We start from the raw sequence: 18,873 nt of genomic DNA on the forward strand, positions 1-18,873 counted from the left end.
TCAGAATTATAGTCTTTTAAGGTTATCGGTAGATTTAAAATTTTACCAAAAAGCATCCGTAAAATTACGGATAATTCAAACCAGACATCGGGCGATCGCATCAAAAAAAATCACAGAACTATTTCACAGAAATCTTTCTGTGAAAAATCTCACAGAACTCTAGGAGTGTGTCTACCTGCTAATTGTCCCCTGGAGTATGTAGTATGGCTTATCCTGGAATTTCCGCTAATTTTTCTTTCCCTGAAACTTTCACTCAATTAAATCGTGTAGTTTTCATTGATGCCAGCATTGAAAACTATCCCATCTTAGTCAAGAGTATCAAGAATCAAGCAGAAGTAATAGTGCTAGATGGGACGGGCGATCGCCTGATTCAAATCACCAACATCCTGAAAAACTATCAGGAACAAAATCGTAAAATTGATGCGATTTATTTATTTGCTCATGGTCGTCCCGGTTGTCTTTACTTAGGCGATCGCGCCATCAATCAACTTAATCTCAACCATTACGCCCCGCAGCTTCAACAATGGAACATCCCAGAAATTTTCCTTTATAGCTGTCAAATTGCGGCGGGATATGGAGCAAAGTTTATCCAAAAACTGAGTCAACTCACTCAAGCGACTATTGCCGCTACAGATGGGTTGATTGGTCATCATAATTTAGGAGGGACATGGGACTTAAATTATACCACAGGTGTAGTAAAAAATCCCCTTAATTTATCAGTAACTTTTCGGAATAATTACCCCGGAGTTTTGGGAATTATTACCGTAACCAGTTTAGCGGATAGTGGCGCTGGTTCTCTGCGAGAAGCGATCGCCACTGCGAATTCTGGGGATACCATTCAATTTGATTCTAGTCTAGCAAACCAGACCATCACCCTGACCACCGGACAAATAGACATCAATAAAAACTTAATTATTGATGGTAGCAATTCGGCGGGGTTAACCATTAGTGGTAATAATGCTTCTCGCGTATTTGACCTGCGTTGGACTACCGACTTTCAACCCACCAATTTAACCCTAAAAAATTTAACCATTGCCAATGGTCAAACTACGGGAATTGGCAAAGCTGGTGCCGGGGCGGGAATTAGAACCGACCAACAAACCACCCTCACCGTAGAAAATACCACATTTAACAATAACAAAGCCAGCGGTTTAGGTGGAGGAGCGATTTATAGTGGTTATCGCAGTAAACTCACAATTATTAATAGTGAATTTAACAACAATGATAGCAGTCAAGCCCTAGATGATAATAGTCAACTCAGCGAACATGGTGGCGGGGCAATTTTAATTTGGAGCGATAGTCAAGCCACCATTCAAGGCAGCCAATTTACCAACAATAAAGGCATTAATGGGGGAGCAATTAACAATCTCCTCAGCCAACTAGCGATCAAAACATCCACTTTTCTGAATAATAATTCAACCCCAGGCTTAACCGCAAATCATGGTTATGGTGGCGCTATTTATACCGATGGAGCTTCCCCGAACGATGGCATAAATCCTGGGACAATTCGGATTACCCAAAGTCGGTTTGAAGGCAATCAGGGGGCTGGTCAAGGCGGGGCTTTATTTCTATTTATGTATCCCCCAGATCAAGCCATTGTAGAAGAAAGTACCATTCTTAATAACACGGTAATTAAAAATGCCAAAGGAGATGCCCTCGGCGGTGGTTTAAGAGCCGGAAATGGTCAATTAACAATTACTAAAACCACCTTGGCTAATAACATTGCTGATTCTCAGGGGGGTGGTTTGTGGATTGGAGAAGGCACGCCAACCGCCATTATAAATAGTACCTTTAGTGGCAACCAAGCCCTCAAAGGAGCCGATGGCAGTGGCACTGGGGTCGGAGGTGCGATCTCGATCAATACCACCCAACCAGCCCAAATTATTAATAGTACAATCAGCGACAATTATGCCGCTTTTATGGGAGGGGCGTTTTGGGGAAACAATCAAAATACCACTGCAACTAATTCAATTTTTAACAACAATCAAGGGGGAAATCCTTGGAATATTAAACACCAAACTGGTGGTCAACTTCTCGACGGCGGTGGCAACATTGAATGGCCTGGTCCACAAACCACCGCTGCGGATGATGTCACCGTCACGGCAAATATTACCATTGCTGACCCCAAAATCGGCCTATTACAAGATAATGGCAATGGCCAATTATCTTATGCTTTACTATCCGGAAGTCCCGCCATTGATGCAGGAGTCAATACCGGCGCACCGACCACCGATCAAAATGGCCAAAATCGTCCGGTTGATGGAGATAATAATGGCACAGCCATTGTGGATATTGGTGCTTATGAATTTCCAGGGATGCTGCCAGAAATTGAATTTATTGGAAGCACTAATAATATTGTTGATGGCACAACTACACCATTAGATTTTGGCAGCACCCCAGTTGGCAGCGTCATTACTAAAACATTTACGGTGAAAAACACGGGAAATGCTGTTTTAAATATGAGTAATTTACAACTGCCAACTGGATTTAGTTTGGTCGGCACTTTACCAGCAACCGTGGCCGTAGGTTCTCAAACAACCTTTGATGTTCAAGTAGATGCCACCAGCGCAACTGCTTTATCCGGTGAACTATCTTTTTCTACCAATGATAGTGATGAAAATCCTTTTAATTTTGCCATTGCTGCTACGGTGACGACCGACCCCGGTACAACAGACCCCGGTACAACAGACCCCGGTACAAATTCTCCCATAGGTTCGGGAACTAATAATATTGGTGTGGTACTGCCATCAGAACCTTTACCGGATAGCCAGATAGCAACCATCGGTGATAATTCAAGTAATGCTAGTCAAAATAATTGTGGTTGCCAAGAAGTTTCTACCCCAACTTTCACCCCGAATATTGTAGAAAGCATCCTGAATGGTACAGATGTAGATGACAAAATCACTGGTAGCGATATTTCTGAAGAATTACAAGGTTTTGGCGGCAATGATTTTATCCGGGGAATGAGCGGCAACGACAATATTTTCGGCGGCGATCGCGATGATACATTGCACGGGAATATGGGCAATGACTTCCTTGATGGTCACGGGGGAAATGACCTAATTTATGGGGGGCAAGATAATGATGTTTTATTCGGCAATATTGGCGATGATATCTTGTTTGGGGATTTAGGCAATGATACCCTGCTGGGTGGAGATGGCAATGACTTTATGAATGGAAATCAAAGCAATGATTTCTTAGATGCCGGGGCGGGCAATGATACCTTACATGGGGGAAAAGATAACGACATTCTTAAAGGCAACCTAGGGGAAGATATTTTATTTGGTGACTTAGGAGATGATACCCTTTACGGCGGTGAAGATAATGATTTTCTCAACGGCAATCAAGAAAATGATTTTCTCTGTGGTGGGGCTGGGAATGATACCTTACACGGAGGCAAAAATGATGACTACCTTTGCGGTTCAACTGGGGATGATTTCCTTAGTGGTGACTTAGGGAATGATACCTTAATGGGAGGCGAAGGTCTTGATACTTTTGTCTTCCGGGCTGAAGACGGTAGTAATACAATTCTTGATTTTGAATTAGGGCAAGATAAGATTGGGTTAGCCAGTGGTTTAACCCTTGACCAGTTAACTATAGATGGCGATCAAAGTAATACATTTATTCGCGTGAGCGATCGCCTATTAGTGACTGCGATCGGGGTAAGCGTCAGTGAAATTACGGAAAATAGTTTTACCTTAATCTAACTGAACCCGTAGCCAAAACCCCCGTGGCCAGGTCAGCCCAAAAGGTATCAGCAGTTAGCTATCAACCGTGAGATATCAGCCAAAAGCTGATATCTCACGGCTTAAAACTGATACCGGCTTAAATGTGCTTGAATCTGGTTGAATCTTAATGGGTGAAGTTTATGGGTGAAGTGAAAAACCGTCATCCCGATACCATAAACTGACTTATGTGTCAATATAAAATCATCCCGATCAAGACAAATAACTTGAGTAACATCTCAGATGTCTTACAAGGGCATAAAAATGTAACCCAGCCTCTCCACAGGTTGTTTTTTTTGGTCTAATTAACTAAAATTATCAGCATTTGATCAAAAAGTCTTAAGATCCAAGTAAATTTAAGTGGTTTCCAGAAAATAAAGGGAACTATCTTTATCTAACATGATTCTCTAGTGAATAAACATGCGTTATGCTCCAAAACAGTCACAAGGAATCAAACTGTAGTGACCCTGGAGGAGATGATACAGTTCCCATGATGCAGCAAATGCTACTCAAAACTCTGGCAACTGCCATTAAAAAGGCAGCCGCCTCATTATCTAGGCAACAGAAGCATGGACTTCTCCTCAGCCTAGACCTTTGTTTATTTGTCATCGCGATTTACGGTGCCTTTGGACTGCGGTTTGGTTCCCTTAGTGCTTTTTCTGAAGCATTCCAGTACAGTTGGTTATTGGTCTTGTTGATTACCACCAAGACCGTTGTCTTTATGGCAACGGGGTTATATCGACCTGTACTACGCTATGCGGGCTTAGAATTCTTATTTACCAGTGCCAAGGCTGTACTCTATAGTTCCGGTGCTTTTGTTTTACTGGCGTACTTACTAGAATTTTTACAACTACCTCGCTCAGTTTTAATCAATGATGCTCTGCTGACCCTCAGCTTGGTCAGTGGCTTGCGGCTATCAATCTGTTGGCTAGTCAATACCGTCAATTTCCTCGATCGCCAAAGTCCTGCCCCACAGAGAGTCATTATATACGGAGCCGGATCTGCGGGTTCTCAACTGGCTCAATCTCTAGCCATCCATCCAGCATATAACGCCGTTGCTTTCGTCGATGATGACCCTTCATTAACTAAGCAAATGATTCAAGGGTTAACGGTTTATGGGGCGAAAGACATACCCAGACTAATTGTCCAAAAATCAGCGGACAGTATTTTATTGGCCATGCCTTCGGTGGGCTGGGTCAAAAAACGGGAAATTCTGGAGCGGCTGCAAAATTTTGCCATTCCCGTCAAAACTGTCCCCTGTATTAGCGAAATTCTCTCTGGAAAAGTTTCTCTCAGCGAAATCCGCGATATTGATATTGCTGATTTACTCGGTCGAGAAGAAGTGGCACCAGACCCAGAACTCTTGGGCATGAGCATTACAGGTAAAAATGTTCTGGTGACAGGGGCGGGTGGGTCAATTGGTTCCGAGTTATGTCGTCAAATTGCCCAGCAGCAGCCTAGATGTCTAATTTTATATGAACTGAGCGAATTTGCCCTCTACACCATCGATATGGAGTTGGGGGAAACCTATCCCCAGCTAACAAAAGTACCTTGCCTGGGTTCAGTAGCCGATCAAAACCAGCTTAGTTCTGCGTTATCCAAATATAAAATTGATACGGTGTATCATGCGGCAGCTTATAAGCACGTCCCGTTGGTAGAAGCAAACCCCTCACCCGGTATTTTGAACAACGTTTTAGGGACTTTAACCGCTGCTAAGTCCTGTATTGACTGTGGAGTCAAACAATTTGTCTTAATTTCCACCGATAAAGCGGTGCGTCCCACTAATGTCATGGGTGCCACCAAACGAGTGGCGGAATTAATTATCCAGGGATTAGCCGATCGCCCCGGTATTCCCACCCGCTTCACCATCGTCAGATTTGGCAATGTTTTAGATAGCAGTGGTTCCGTGGTGCCCCGGTTCCGCAAACAAATTGCCGAAGGCAAACCCATTACCGTGACTCACCCGGAAATGACTCGTTATTTTATGTCAATTCCCGAAGCCGCTCGTTTAGTAATTCAGGCAGGCGCCTTGAGTCAAGGGGGAGAAATCTTTTTACTGGATATGGGCGATCCCGTGCGGATTTACGATCTGGCTATTCAGATGATTAAATTGAGTGGCTTGACTCCAGGAAAAGATATTGAAATTCAAATTACCGGATTACGACCGGGAGAAAAGCTCCATGAAGAATTGCTGGTTGATAGCGCCACCGCTCGATCTACAAAACACCCGAAGATTTTCTGCGCTCTCGAACCAAAAATTCATTGGGAATTTTTACATCCTTGTCTAGATGTCTTGTTTAATGCGGCTCTATCTAATAAAACTGCGGCAATCAAAACAGAATTGCAAAGATTAGTTCCCGAGTATAAACCCAGTATTATTCAGCCAAAAAATCCCAGATTCATTCCGCCTACTTCCATGCCCAAAGCGGTGGGATCTACGGGAAGCGATCGCCTATCTTGAAGATATTTCCATTAGCTGAAATAATAGACTTCTTGCTTTTATACCCTAGAATATCCCCCCAACCCCCCTTAAAAACTTAAAAAGGGGGGCTTTTTACAATTATAATTCTCATAATTTAAAAGGGGCAATCCGTTAGTTAGGATCGCCCCTTTGATAATTAAAAAATCAGGATTGATTTTATTAGTTAAAATATGAATATTTCTTAAGCATATTCACATTTTACTCCCAATTTTGCTGCCCAAAAACTATCTGGTCGATCCAGCAAAATAATCGGGATAAATCTTCAGAAAATTACAGCTTGACCTCAATATCCACACCCGCAGGCAGGTCGAGTTTCATTAAAGCATCAATGGTCTTAGAAGAAGGTTGATAAATATCAATAATCCGGCGATGAGTCCGAGTTTCAAAGTGCTCGCGAGAATCCTTATCAATATGAGGCGATCGCAGCACACAATAAATTTTGCGCTTAGTAGGGAGAGGAATTGGCCCGACCGCTGTAGCGTTAGTGCGGTTGGCGGTATCGACAATCTTTTCACAAGAAGTGTCTAGTAAGCGGCGATCGAATGCCTTGAGACGAATCCGAATTTTTTGCTGTGCAATAGTAGCCATGTTTAATTTCTTACTCAGTTCAATTGTCTAGGTTCGGTTGTCAGACTGAAAATGCTGGAGTCTTCAAGTGAATCAATGACTGATGACTCCAGGCAATAGAGAAACAGCAGTCAACTAATCGACTTAGCTGATGCTGTTTCAGGAAATCATCCTACTTGATGATCTTGGAAACGACGCCAGCACCGACGGTGCGACCACCTTCACGGATAGCGAAACGCATCCCTTGTTCAATCGCGATCGGGTTAATCAGTTCAACGGTCATTTTGATGCGATCGCCGGGCATCACCATCTCGGCTTCACCCCCCTCATCATCGGTAAAGGCACTAATGGTGCCGGTCACATCAGTTGTCCGCACATAGAACTGAGGCCGATAGCCTGGGAAAAAGGGAGTATGACGACCGCCTTCTTCCTTCTTGAGAATATACACTTCAGACTCAAACTGAGTGTGAGGAGTAATCGAACCGGGTTTAGCAATCACCATCCCGCGCTCAATGTCAGTCTTTTGGATCCCACGGAGTAGCAAACCCACGTTATCTCCAGCCATCCCTTCATCCAGGCTTTTCTGGAACATTTCCACGCCAGTTACAGTAGTGCTGCGAGTTGCTTTAATCCCGACCAACTCAACGTTTTCACCCACTTTAACCTTACCGCGCTCAATCCGGCCAGTAGCGACAGTTCCCCGACCTGTGATCGAGAATACGTCTTCCACAGCCATCAGCAAAGGCTTATCGATATCCCGCTCTGGAGTCGGAATATAGCTATCCACCTCATCCATCAGAGCGTAGATCTTATCGATCCATGGATTTTCACCTTTTTTAATCTTTGGATTTTCCGTAATTGCTTCCAGAGCCTTCAGGGCTGAACCAGAAACAATGGGAATATCATCACCGGGGAAATCGTAAGAACTCAAGAGTTCGCGAATTTCCAACTCCACCAGTTCCAGCAGTTCCGCATCATCCACTTGGTCTTCTTTATTCATAAAGACCACGATATTGGGAACCCCGACCTGCTTGGCCAACAGGATATGCTCGCGGGTTTGAGGCATCGGGCCATCGGCAGCAGATACCACCAGGATCGCTCCATCCATCTGAGCCGCCCCGGTAATCATGTTCTTCACATAGTCAGCGTGTCCTGGGCAGTCCACGTGAGCATAGTGACGAGTCGTGGTTTCATATTCCACGTGAGCGGTGTTAATCGTAATCCCGCGAGCTTTTTCTTCGGGAGCCGCATCGATATCATCATACTTTCTGGCTTTTGCCTGACCGAGAGCCGCCAAGGTCATGGTAATAGCCGCAGTTAAGGTAGTTTTACCGTGGTCAACGTGACCAATAGTGCCGATATTAACGTGGGGTTTAGTCCGTTCAAACTTTGCGCGTGCCATGAATTATTTGTTCCTCTTTCGATTTGCTTATGCGTTCCCTTTATTTTTACCAATGATGGTTTCAGCCACGTTCCGAGGCACCTCATCATAATGGCTAAATTCCATCGTAAAGATTCCCCGGCCTTGGGTTCTAGATCGGATATCCGTAGCATAGCCAAACATTTCTGCCAATGGCACTTTAGCATTTACCTTGGCAATTCCGGCATCACTACCCATCCCTTCTATTTGGCCACGGCGGGAATTCAGGTCGCCGATCACGTCCCCAAGAAAGTTCTCAGGAACCTCGATCTCAACTTTCATAATCGGCTCTAAAAGCACTGGAGAAGCTTTTAGCGCCCCTTCTTTAACCGCGATGGAGCCAGCGATCTTAAAGGCCATTTCCGAAGAATCGACCTCATGGTATGACCCATCGATTAATGTCACCTTGACATCAATTAGCGGATACCCTGCCAAAATCCCAGATTCACAAGCTTCTTTTATTCCTTGCTCCGCTGGGGCAATATATTCTTTTGGCACTGTACCGCCAACAATCTTGGAAACAAATTCAAATCCGCTACCGGGTTCTGCCGGCTCCAGAGAGATCACGACATGACCATATTGGCCTTTCCCACCACTCTGGCGGATGAACTTACCTTCACACTTAATCGCTTTACGAATTGTTTCTCGGTAAGCCACTTGCGGTGCCCCAATACCAGCCTCTACCTTAAATTCCCGAAGCATCCGATCCACCAAAATTTCCAAGTGGAGCTCACCCATCCCCGCAATCACTGTTTGATTGGTTTCTGGGTCAATACTCACACGGAAAGTGGGGTCTTCTTGAGACAACGATTGCAAAGCCTTGGACAGCTTGTCCATGTCTTGCTTTGTTCTCGGTTCAACCGCCACGGAAATGACGGGTTCAGGAACATAAAGTGATTCAAGAATAATGGGTTGATCGGCATCGCAGATGGTATCTCCAGTAAAGGTATCTTTGAGCCCCAAAGCCGCACCAAGATCGCCTGCTCGCAGTTCCTCGACTTCAATTCGTTCATCGGCTTTGAGAACAATTAAACGAGAAACTCGCTCTTTCTTGTCCTTGGTAGAGTTATAAACATAGCTCCCCTTGGTTAAGACTCCGGAATAAACCCGGATAAAAGTGAGACGACCGTAAGGATCTGCTTGAATCTTGAATGCTAACGCTGATAAGGGGGTTTGATCGTCAGCTTGGCGAGCAGCGGTTTCACCACCGGGGAGAGTTCCCTGAATCGGCGGCACATCTATTGGAGCCGGCATATAGTCTACCACTGCATCCAATAAAAGCTGTACTCCCTTGTTTTTAAAGGCAGAGCCACACAACATCGGGACAATGCTACCCGTAATCGTGCCTTGACGGAGAGCCTGAGTGATTTCCTCTTCAGTCAATGGTTGACCTTCGAGATATTTCTCAGTCAAGGTATCATCAGTTTCCGCCACTGACTCGATCAATAAAGTGCGATATTCGTTAGCTAACTCAAGCACCTCAGCGGGAATTTCTGTATCTTCCATATCGGTGCCCAGGTCATTGGTATAGATTCTGGCTCGCATTCGCACCAAATCTATAATTCCCTGAAAGTTATCTTCGCAGCCGATCGGGATCTGAATTGGGACAGCATTCGCCTTTAAGCGATCGCGAATTTGGTCATAAACTTTAAAAAAGTTAGCTCCCGTGCGATCCATCTTATTGACGAATACCATTCTCGGTACTTTATACCGATCTGCTTGACGCCACACCGTTTCCGACTGTGGTTGAACACCCCCTACAGAGCAGAACACAGCAATCACACCATCGAGCACTCGCATGGAACGTTCGACTTCTATGGTGAAATCGACGTGACCGGGGGTATCAATAATATTGATCTGGTGGTCTTTCCAGCTAGTGCTAATGGCAGCCGCAGTAATGGTAATGCCCCGCTCCCGCTCTTGCTCCATCCAGTCTGTAACGGCTGTTCCTTCGTGGACTTCACCAAGTTTGTGAACGACTCCGGAGTAGAATAGAATTCGCTCAGTCGTTGTCGTTTTACCCGCATCAATGTGGGCGGCGATTCCGATATTGCGTATCCTTTCAAGCGGGACAATCCGTGCCACAGCTACCTCCTTCTTTGTTTCTGCTGCAAATGTTTAGTCACAAAAATTAATTGTTGGGTATTGACGCAATTAGATGATATTTATGGCTTAAGACTTAACCAACTAAGAGATATAGATAGATGAAGGCGTTTTTTTCGCCCTCAAAATCCGCTCCGGTAAGGAAGGTTGTTTACAGACTGCCATCATCCCTAGAGATGTTCTAAAGACTTGGGGCGGTCATTGTTTTTGTCGGCTCTAATCATCATTCATGGGTCTGCCCTCAGTATTGCTATGCTTCTAAACCCTTTCTGCGTCACATTTTAATATTTTTTGCAAGATTTGTTTACAAAACAAAACCAAATCCTTGCAGAAACTGGTGGATTTTGACGTTGCTCTGAAATTTTTTTACCGTCCTGCCGATCTAGTCTTGGTCAAACCAGGCATCAGTAACGATAATGTGCAAATGCTTTGTTTGCTTCTGCCATCCGGTGAGTTTCTTCTCGCTTGCGAATTGCTCCCCCGGTTTCATTGGCAGCATCCATTAACTCTGACGCGAGTTTATTGGCCATTGTCCGACCGGATCTGGCGCGGGCAAAGCGAATAATCCAGCGAAGTGCCAAAGCAGTCCCTCGATCTGAGCGAACTTCCATTGGTACTTGGTAGGTAGCCCCCCCAACCCGCCGAGCTTTGACCTCGACCAGGGGAGTGGCATTTTTCACCGCTCGCTCAAAGAGTTCCAGGGGTTCGGATCCGGTTTTTTCTTCAATGCTTTTCATCGCCTTATAAACCAAGTTCGAGGCGATCGATTTTTTACCCCGACCCATGACCCGGCGGACTAACATACTGACAAGGCGGCTGTTGTACACTGGATCTGGGGGCACCGGACGTTTTTGAATAGTCGTGCGACGAGACATAGTAACTTTTAAAACTAATTCACTTCACTGTACTGTTGTCTGTTCAACTCCCATCCACTTAATTGCCACCGGCTGGGGGCAGCGAATCATTTGCTCCCTGAACGGTTGCAGATTTCAGGTGGATTGGATGGCACTAAGAAGACTGATGAACGGTAGCTTTAGCCATAGAAATTTGATTTCACCGTTCATCTTGATTTTTTTCAAGCTTCCCGTTACCCGTTGTACTTTATTGTTTCGGACGTTTAGCACCGTACTTGGATCTACCCTGACGCCGATCTTTGACGCCCGCAGTATCCAAAGTGCCCCGAATAATGTGATATCGGACTCCAGGGAGATCCTTTACCCGACCGCCTCGGATTAAAACCACGGAGTGTTCTTGTAAATTATGACCAATTCCGGGGATATAAGCCGTCACTTCAAATCCAGAAGTGAGGCGAACCCGGGCCACTTTACGCAAAGCCGAGTTGGGTTTTTTCGGCGTGGTGGTGTAAACTCTGGTGCAAACGCCACGACGCTGAGGGCAACTCTTCAGAGCCGGTGACTTGGTTTTCTTTTGTGCCTTTTGGCGTTCACTACGAATGAGTTGCTGAATAGTGGGCATGAGTTAAAGCCTGTGCAGCTTGTTTATATTCCAACTTTCTTACAAACTATAACTATATCGGATTTAATTAGCTTCTGTCAAATTTTTGGCAAAAAAATTTGGCCAACTCGCAACCTTGTTGTGGTATGCTTCGGCTAAGATTTGGCAACAATCACGGATTTCTCAGGTTTACGGATTTAGCGTCAGCCCGCATCTGCCACCGAGAAGGAATGACCACAGCTACAGTGAGCCGTGGCTTGGGGATTATGAAAGCGGAAACCTCCCCCCATCAGATCCTCGGAGTAGTCGATGCTCAGGTTGCTAATAGATTTTAAGCTTTCACGATCTACCACCACTTGGATGCCATCACATTCTTGAACCTGGTCTTGTTCGGTCATTTCGGTGACAAATGCGATCGTGTAGGACAAACCCGAACAGCCGCCTGGAGTCACTCCCAGGCGAAACAAAGCATTTTGGCTGGGCTGCTTGGACCTTAGCCTGATTACTTCACGGATTGCCGCTTGGCTCAGATGAATCATTGAATCTACGCTGTTTGAGGCTAATTGGATAATTTTTATGGGGGTTTAGTCTCTTCTACTAACCTTTGTTGTTTATCTTGACACAAAATGATGCGGATCAGTCACCTAGAGCTAGACCGTTATTCGGCTCCGTTTTGACCATTGCCAAAATTTCGCTTCCGGGTTTTAAGTGAGTCAACCGCTGCTGAATCAAGGGGCATTGGCCTGGTGGCTTGGTTTTCACCAGCGGCTTAAATGAGTAGCTAAAATAATTAGCTCAAATAAGTAGCTAATTCAATTACTGGGGTTTGGCTCGCGCATAATCATCCTGAAAGCGCACGATGTCATCTTCGCCCAAATATTCACCGTTCTGCACTTCAATCAAAATTAAATCGATGACCCCGGGATTTTCCAGCCGATGGTTGGTGCATTGGGGGACATAAGTAGACTGGTTGCTGGTCAGCATTAATTCGCGATCGCCACAAGTGACTTTAGCGGTTCCAGAAACTACGATCCAATGTTCGCTTCTGTGATGGTGCATTTGTAGGCTGAGACGATGACCGGGTTTGACTTCAATGCGTTTAATTTTGTAACCCACTCCTTCTTCCAGGGTGGTGAAAGAACCCCAAGGGCGCATTTCCGTGGCCGCAAGTTTCAAAGAGGCGGCAGCGGTTGACAAGTTATTCACTTGAGCTAATTCTTGAGTTGTCACCATACTTTTTTCTCCAAAGGTTGAATACGCTGTAACACGGTCATAAGGTAGGATTTTTTCCACGCCAAAAATTCTGGGTTTTTCCTGGGTTAAGGAGCCTGCCCTTAAGAAGGCTGACAAAGCTTGCGATCTTGCGGCAATTTTTCCCGTTCGCGAAGCGTCCCGCGAGGGAATCGCACCCTGTTTGTCACCGATTTTCTTTCCGCACATACTGGTCAGCCCATTGCCGCTGTTTAACCCCCCCCTTAACCAGTTAACAATTCCCGGTGGTAATTTTCTTGCCTTTTACTTGATCCAAGATAACAAGTTCTATTTTGACTGGCTAATCAGTAATTATACTCATTTTATGGCGATATCGCTATTTTTTTAGCCTCCTGAAAATTTTTTTGATGATTCTTTCATTCCAAGATTAATTTTTACAAAATATTTATTTTTGATTTATTTTTGGCGGAATCATGGTGATCTATCGCCTCCTAAGTGGTTCAAATCAATTTGATTCATTTTTATAAAAAATTACTAATTACTTTTTGTTTCTATGATGTTTTTTTAAATTTATATCAGATGTTTTTTCGCAATCTAAAATTTATTTTTTTAGAAAAAAGCATTAATTTATATAATAATTTGGCAGCTATTGCCAATGGTTTGATATATCATTAATCTTCCTATTATACCCCCCTTAATAGCTAAATTTTTGAGACTTTTTGAGAAGTTTTAATATTTGGGTCAATATTTTTCTGCTTTGCCATATTTATTTTATGCCTGCCAATATTTTAATTTTTGTGAAAAAATGTTACAAAAAAGTAAAAAAAGCATCCGTAAGCATCCCGAATAAACCAGACTGGTTTTCAGCAAAAAAACGCTGAATCACCTAGTTAATTTGCGAATATGAAGATTTCCTGATATAACTTTTTGAGTCATAACAAAAAAATCGAGGATTGATTTAGAATATCAGTTGTTCCGGATGGAGTTAGCTAAAATTTTCCTTAAGAATACCGAGGAATCAGGGATTTTTGTTAGAGAATAAGGTCTAGCAGATCCGATGCAGACGCTCGTCATAATACCTGAGATAGATTTGTGCGAACGCGCAACGCTTTGCGGATGCAACATCGCCAAGAAATGACAAGTGACTTATGACTTATGTTATTTGTCCGCAAAGCTTAACCAACCTTGAATTAGTAAAATCTACATCAAAATGAATAGCAACGAAAAGAATCCCTACCCAAGAAAACAAGGCTTATACGATCCAAACAACGAACACGATGCTTGTGGTGTAGGCTTCGTGGTCAATATGAAGGGCAAAAAGTCATACCAGATTGTTCAACAAGCGCTGACAATCCTGGTCAACCTAGACCATCGGGGTGCTTGCGGTTGCGAAGCAAATACCGGCGATGGTGCAGGCATTTTGATGCAGGTGCCCGATAAATTTTTGCGGAAAGTGGCAGCCCAAGAGAATCTTACCTTGCCAGAGGCGGGATCTTATGGGGTGGGGATGATTTATGGCTCGACGGATCCCGCTATCCGCGAGCAGGGTAGACAAATTTTTGCCAGAATTGCCGCTGAAGAAGGTCAGCAGGTGATTGGTTGGCGGGATGTCCCCACGGATAATTCATCATTGGGCAATACGGCAAAGGCTAGTGAACCGTTTATGCAGCAGGTATTCCTGCAACGGGGCGCACAAGTGACAGATGAGGCAGCTTTCGATCGCAAACTTTATGTGATTCGCAAGCGATCGGAGATGGAAATTCACAGTTCCGGGGTAGACCCGGTTTGGTATGTCAGCAGCCTTTCTTGTCGGACTTTGGTCTATAAGGGGATGTTGATGCCAGTTCAGGTGGGGCAGTATTATCCCGATTTGGCAGATCCAGATATGGAAAGTGCCCTGGCATTGGTGCATTCTCGCTTCAGTACCAATACTTTCCCCAGTTGGGAGCGATCGCACCCTTATCGGTACATTGCCCATAACGGCGAAATCAATACCCTCCGGGGCAACATCAACTGGATGTATGCTCGTCAGTCCTTATTTGACTCCGAGTTATTTGGGGATGACCTGAAAAAAATCCTGCCGGTGATTGATTTAGAAGGCAGTGATTCGGCAATTTTCGATAACGCCCTGGAATTGCTGGTGCTTTCCGGTCGCTCATTGCCCCATGCGATGATGATGATGATTCCAGAACCTTGGACGGGTCACGAGTCCATGAGTGATGAGAAAAAAGCATTTTATGAGTATCACTCTTGTTTGATGGAACCGTGGGACGGTCCCGCTTCGATCGCCTTTACGGACGGGACGACCATTGGGGCAGTGCTTGACCGGAATGGTTTACGGCCTTCTCGGTACTATGTCACCAAAGATGACTTGGTGATTATGGCGTCTGAGGCGGGAGTTTTACCCGTGGAACCGGAACGGGTGGCTTATAAGGGGCGCTTACAACCCGGTCGGATGTTCTTGGTGAACATGGCCGAAGGTCGGATTGTCACTGATGAGGAAGTGAAAAATAAAATTGTCACGGCGCACCCTTATCGCCAGTGGATCGACCAAAATATGGTGGAACTGGCCAGTCTCCCGTCCGCAGCAGGGGTAGAACCAATTGAGTCCACCAGCACGATCCAACGCCAGATGGCTTTTGGCTATACCTTTGAGGAGTTACGCTTGCTGCTGACCCCGATGGCCATGAATGGGGTAGAAGCAGTCGGGGCAATGGGAACGGATACGCCTTTGGCGGCTTTGTCTGACCGGCCAAAACTCCTTTATGATTACTTCCAGCAGCTATTCGCCCAGGTGACGAACCCGCCGATTGATTCGATTCGGGAGGCGATTATTACTTCCGCAGAAACCACGATTGGGTCTGAGCGGAATTTGCTGAAACCAGAACCAGAAAGCTGTCATCTGATTGAGCTAAAAACTCCTATCCTGAGTAACGCGGAATTAAGTAAGCTAAGGCACGTTAACCAAGGACAGTTTAAATCTATCACCTTGTCGATTCTGTTCGATCCCAAGCAAGGGGTGAAGGGATTGGAAGCGATGATGGAGCAAATTTGCGCCAAGGCTGACGAGGCGATCGCTTCTGGCATCAATATTATTATTCTGTCCGATCGCGGTGTGGATAAAGATCGCGCCCCGATTCCCGCATTGCTGGCGGTTGCTGGGCTGCATCACCATTTAATCCGTCAAGAAACGCGGACACAAGTGGGCATTGTCCTCGAATCCGGCGAACCTCGCGAAGTGCATCATTATGCGGTGTTGATTGGCTATGGCTGCGGGGCAATTAATCCCTATTTGGCCTTTGAGACAATCGATCAAATGATTGCCGATGGCTTATTGGTCAATGTTGATTCCAAGACTGCCCATAAGAATTATGTCAAGGCTGTCACCAAAGGTGTGATTAAAATTGCCTCTAAGATTGGCATTTCTACCATCCAAAGTTATCGCGGTGCCCAGATTTTTGAGGCGATCGGGCTGAATCGTTCGGTGATTAAGAAATATTTCACCTGGACGGCTTCGCGCATTGAGGGCGTAGACCTAGAAACGATCGCCAAAGAAGCCATTTTACGGCATAGTCATGCGTTCCCAGACCGTCAGACCAATGGCCATACTCTTGATGTCGGTGGCGAATACCAATGGCGGAAGGACGGGGAAGAACATTTGCTGAGTCCGCAAGTCATCCATGCCCTGCAACAAGCGGTACAACAAAATGACTATAACCTCTACAAGCAATATGCCGCCGGAATTAATGAGCAAAACCAGAAATTCTTTACTCTGCGGGGATTGCTGGACTTCAAGCAACGGCAGCCGATTCCCTTAGAAGAGGTTGAACCCATTGAAGCGATTATGAAACGCTTTAAGACCGGGGCAATGAGCTATGGGTCTATTTCTAAAGAAGCCCATGAAGCATTGGCGATCGCCATGAACCGGATTGGGGGTAAATCCAACACTGGGGAAGGGGGAGAAGACCCGGAACGGTACACCTGGACCAATGAACAAGGGGATTCCAAAAATAGCGCCATTAAACAAGTGGCTTCTGGTCGTTTTGGGGTGACATCCTTATATTTATCCCAGGCGAAAGAATTGCAGATTAAGATGGCTCAAGGGGCGAAACCGGGCGAAGGCGGTCAGTTGCCTGGGGGTAAAGTTTACCCGTGGATTGCCAAAGTGCGCCACTCTACCCCAGGGGTAGGTTTGATTTCCCCACCGCCGCACCACGATATCTATAGTATTGAAGACTTGGGGCAGTTAATTCACGACCTGAAAAATGCCAACCGGCAAGCGCGGATTAATGTCAAGTTGGTGTCAGAAGTGGGTGTGGGCACCATTGCCGCTGGGGTGGCCAAAGCTCACGCTGATGTGGTGCTGATTTCTGGCTTCGATGGCGGTACGGGCGCCTCACCCCAGACCTCGATTAAACACGCGGGTTTACCTTGGGAGTTGGGTTTAGCGGAAACTCACCAAACTCTGGTGTTAAATAATCTCCGCAGTCGGATTGTGGTAGAAACCGACGGACAGCTTAAGACCGGACGAGATGTGGCGATCGCGGCTTTATTAGGGGCTGAAGAATTTGGCTTCTCCACCGCGCCCTTAGTCACCCTGGGCTGCATTATGATGCGAGTCTGCCATAAAAATACTTGCCCCGTGGGGATTGCTACCCAAAACCCCGAACTGCGGGCAAAATTTATGGGCGACCCAGCTTATGTGGTCAACTATATGCAGTTTATTGCCCAAGAAGTGCGGGAAATTATGGCTCAACTCGGTTTCCGCACCCTCAATGAGATGGTGGGACGGACTGATGTATTGGAAGCCAAGCAAGCAGTAGATCACTGGAAAGCCAAAGGGATTGACCTGTCCAAGATTCTCTATCAGCCGATCGTGGGCCCCGAAGTTGGTCGTTATTGCCAAATTCCCCAAGACCACGGTTTAGAAAAATCCCTGGATATGACCGTGTTGTTGGATTTGTGCAAACCGGCGATCGAAAAAGGGGAAAAAGTTAAAGCGACTTTACCGATTAAAAACACTAACCGGGTGGTCGGCACTATTTTAGGCTATGAAATCAGCAAACGGCACTGGGATGGGTTGCCAGAAGACACGGTTCATCTGCATTTCCAAGGCAGTGCGGGTCAGAGTTTTGGGGCTTTTGTACCCAAAGGGGTGACTCTGGAACTAGAAGGAGATGCTAACGATTATTTCGGTAAGGGCTTGAGTGGCGGCAAGATGATGGTTTATCCCCCAGCGGGTTCTACCTTTGTGGCGGAAGAAAATATCATTATTGGCAACGTGGCGTTTTATGGCGCTACCAGTGGGGAAGCCTATATTTCTGGTGTCGCGGGCGAACGTTTCTGCGTTCGTAACTCCGGGGTTCACGCGGTGGTAGAAGCGGTCGGCGATCACGGTTGCGAATATATGACCGGCGGTCAAGTGGTGGTCATTGGTCCAACCGGGCGGAACTTCGCTGCCGGTATGAGTGGCGGTGTGGCTTATATCCTGGATGAAGCGGGTGATTTTGCCAGTCGTTGCAATAATGAAATGGCGGATATTGAACCGCTGGATGCCGAGGACATTGACAAGATCCGCAAGGCGATCGAGAAGCACGTTCATTACACCAAGAGTCAGAAAGGGCAAAAAGTATTGGCGAATTGGGAGGAAATGTTGCCCAAGTTTGTCAAAGTAATGCCTCGCGACTATAAGCGGGTGTTGAACTGTCTGAAGAAGGCGTTTGAAGCGGGTTTGAGTGGTGATGATGCCCTCAGCGCAGCGTTTGAAGAAAATGCCCGTGACTTAGCCCGGATTGGTGGTAGTTAGGGTTTGATTCAGAAACCCGGTTTCTTTGAGAAACCGGGTTTCTTGCACCCAGAAACCCGGTTTCTCTCACCTGTTATGAACCCAGAAAATAGATACATTAACG

The 18,873-nt window shown here is 45.7% G+C and carries 10 protein-coding genes; 3 read left to right on the plus strand and 7 right to left on the minus strand.

What is annotated here, in order from left to right:
• Positions 1-203 precede the first annotated feature (203 nt).
• Both ABWT76_RS25435 and ABWT76_RS25440 read left to right on the plus strand, forming a co-directional pair.
• Positions 204-3,707 carry a DUF4347 domain-containing protein gene (locus tag ABWT76_RS25435; protein ID WP_354635140.1) on the plus strand — a complete coding sequence of 1,168 codons (3,504 nt, stop codon included), beginning with the start codon at positions 204-206 and terminating at the stop codon, positions 3,705-3,707.
• A gap of 445 nt (positions 3,708-4,152) precedes the next feature.
• Positions 4,153-6,186 (plus strand): nucleoside-diphosphate sugar epimerase/dehydratase, encoded by a 2,034-nt coding sequence (locus tag ABWT76_RS25440; RefSeq protein WP_156331518.1) that lies wholly within the window; start codon positions 4,153-4,155, stop codon positions 6,184-6,186.
• A gap of 291 nt (positions 6,187-6,477) precedes the next feature.
• On the opposite strand, the gene rpsJ is transcribed toward ABWT76_RS25440, so the two are convergent.
• The 7 genes from rpsJ to ABWT76_RS25475 all read right to left on the minus strand — a co-directional run bounded on the left by rpsJ (position 6,478) and on the right by ABWT76_RS25475 (position 12,985).
• A complete protein-coding gene (gene rpsJ, locus ABWT76_RS25445) occupies positions 6,478-6,786 on the minus strand; it encodes a 30S ribosomal protein S10 (RefSeq protein WP_197285216.1) in 309 nt (102 codons plus the stop codon).
• 160 nt (positions 6,787-6,946) lie between these two features.
• Positions 6,947-8,176, minus strand: a complete 1,230-nt coding sequence (gene tuf, locus ABWT76_RS25450) for an elongation factor Tu (RefSeq protein WP_190877107.1) — start codon at positions 8,174-8,176, stop codon at positions 6,947-6,949.
• Between the two features lie 27 nt (positions 8,177-8,203).
• Entirely contained in the window at positions 8,204-10,279 is a 2,076-nt protein-coding gene (gene fusA / locus ABWT76_RS25455) for an elongation factor G (RefSeq protein ID WP_054464811.1), read from the minus strand.
• Positions 10,280-10,701: 422 nt separating this feature from the next.
• On the minus strand, positions 10,702-11,172 hold the full coding sequence (rpsG, locus tag ABWT76_RS25460) for a 30S ribosomal protein S7 (protein WP_054464812.1): 471 nt from the start codon (positions 11,170-11,172) through the stop codon (positions 10,702-10,704).
• Between the two features lie 226 nt (positions 11,173-11,398).
• Positions 11,399-11,773 carry a 30S ribosomal protein S12 gene (gene rpsL / locus ABWT76_RS25465; protein ID WP_054464813.1) on the minus strand — a complete coding sequence of 125 codons (375 nt, stop codon included), beginning with the start codon at positions 11,771-11,773 and terminating at the stop codon, positions 11,399-11,401.
• A 182-nt stretch (positions 11,774-11,955) separates the two neighbouring features.
• Positions 11,956-12,291 carry an iron-sulfur cluster assembly accessory protein gene (locus ABWT76_RS25470; RefSeq protein WP_054464814.1) on the minus strand — a complete coding sequence of 112 codons (336 nt, stop codon included), beginning with the start codon at positions 12,289-12,291 and terminating at the stop codon, positions 11,956-11,958.
• Between the two features lie 277 nt (positions 12,292-12,568).
• Entirely contained in the window at positions 12,569-12,985 is a 417-nt protein-coding gene (locus ABWT76_RS25475; protein WP_054464899.1) for a phosphomannose isomerase type II C-terminal cupin domain, read from the minus strand.
• A gap of 1,189 nt (positions 12,986-14,174) precedes the next feature.
• Here ABWT76_RS25475 and gltB point away from each other — a divergent pair.
• Positions 14,175-18,770: a glutamate synthase large subunit gene (gene gltB, locus ABWT76_RS25480; protein WP_354635141.1), complete on the plus strand. Its 4,596-nt coding sequence runs from the start codon at positions 14,175-14,177 to the stop codon at positions 18,768-18,770.
• The last annotated feature ends 103 nt before the right edge of the window (positions 18,771-18,873 follow it).

Origin of the sequence: Planktothricoides raciborskii GIHE-MW2 (assembly GCF_040564635.1) — a bacterium.
In the GTDB taxonomy this organism is placed as follows: Bacteria; Cyanobacteriota; Cyanobacteriia; order Cyanobacteriales; family Laspinemataceae; genus Planktothricoides; species Planktothricoides raciborskii.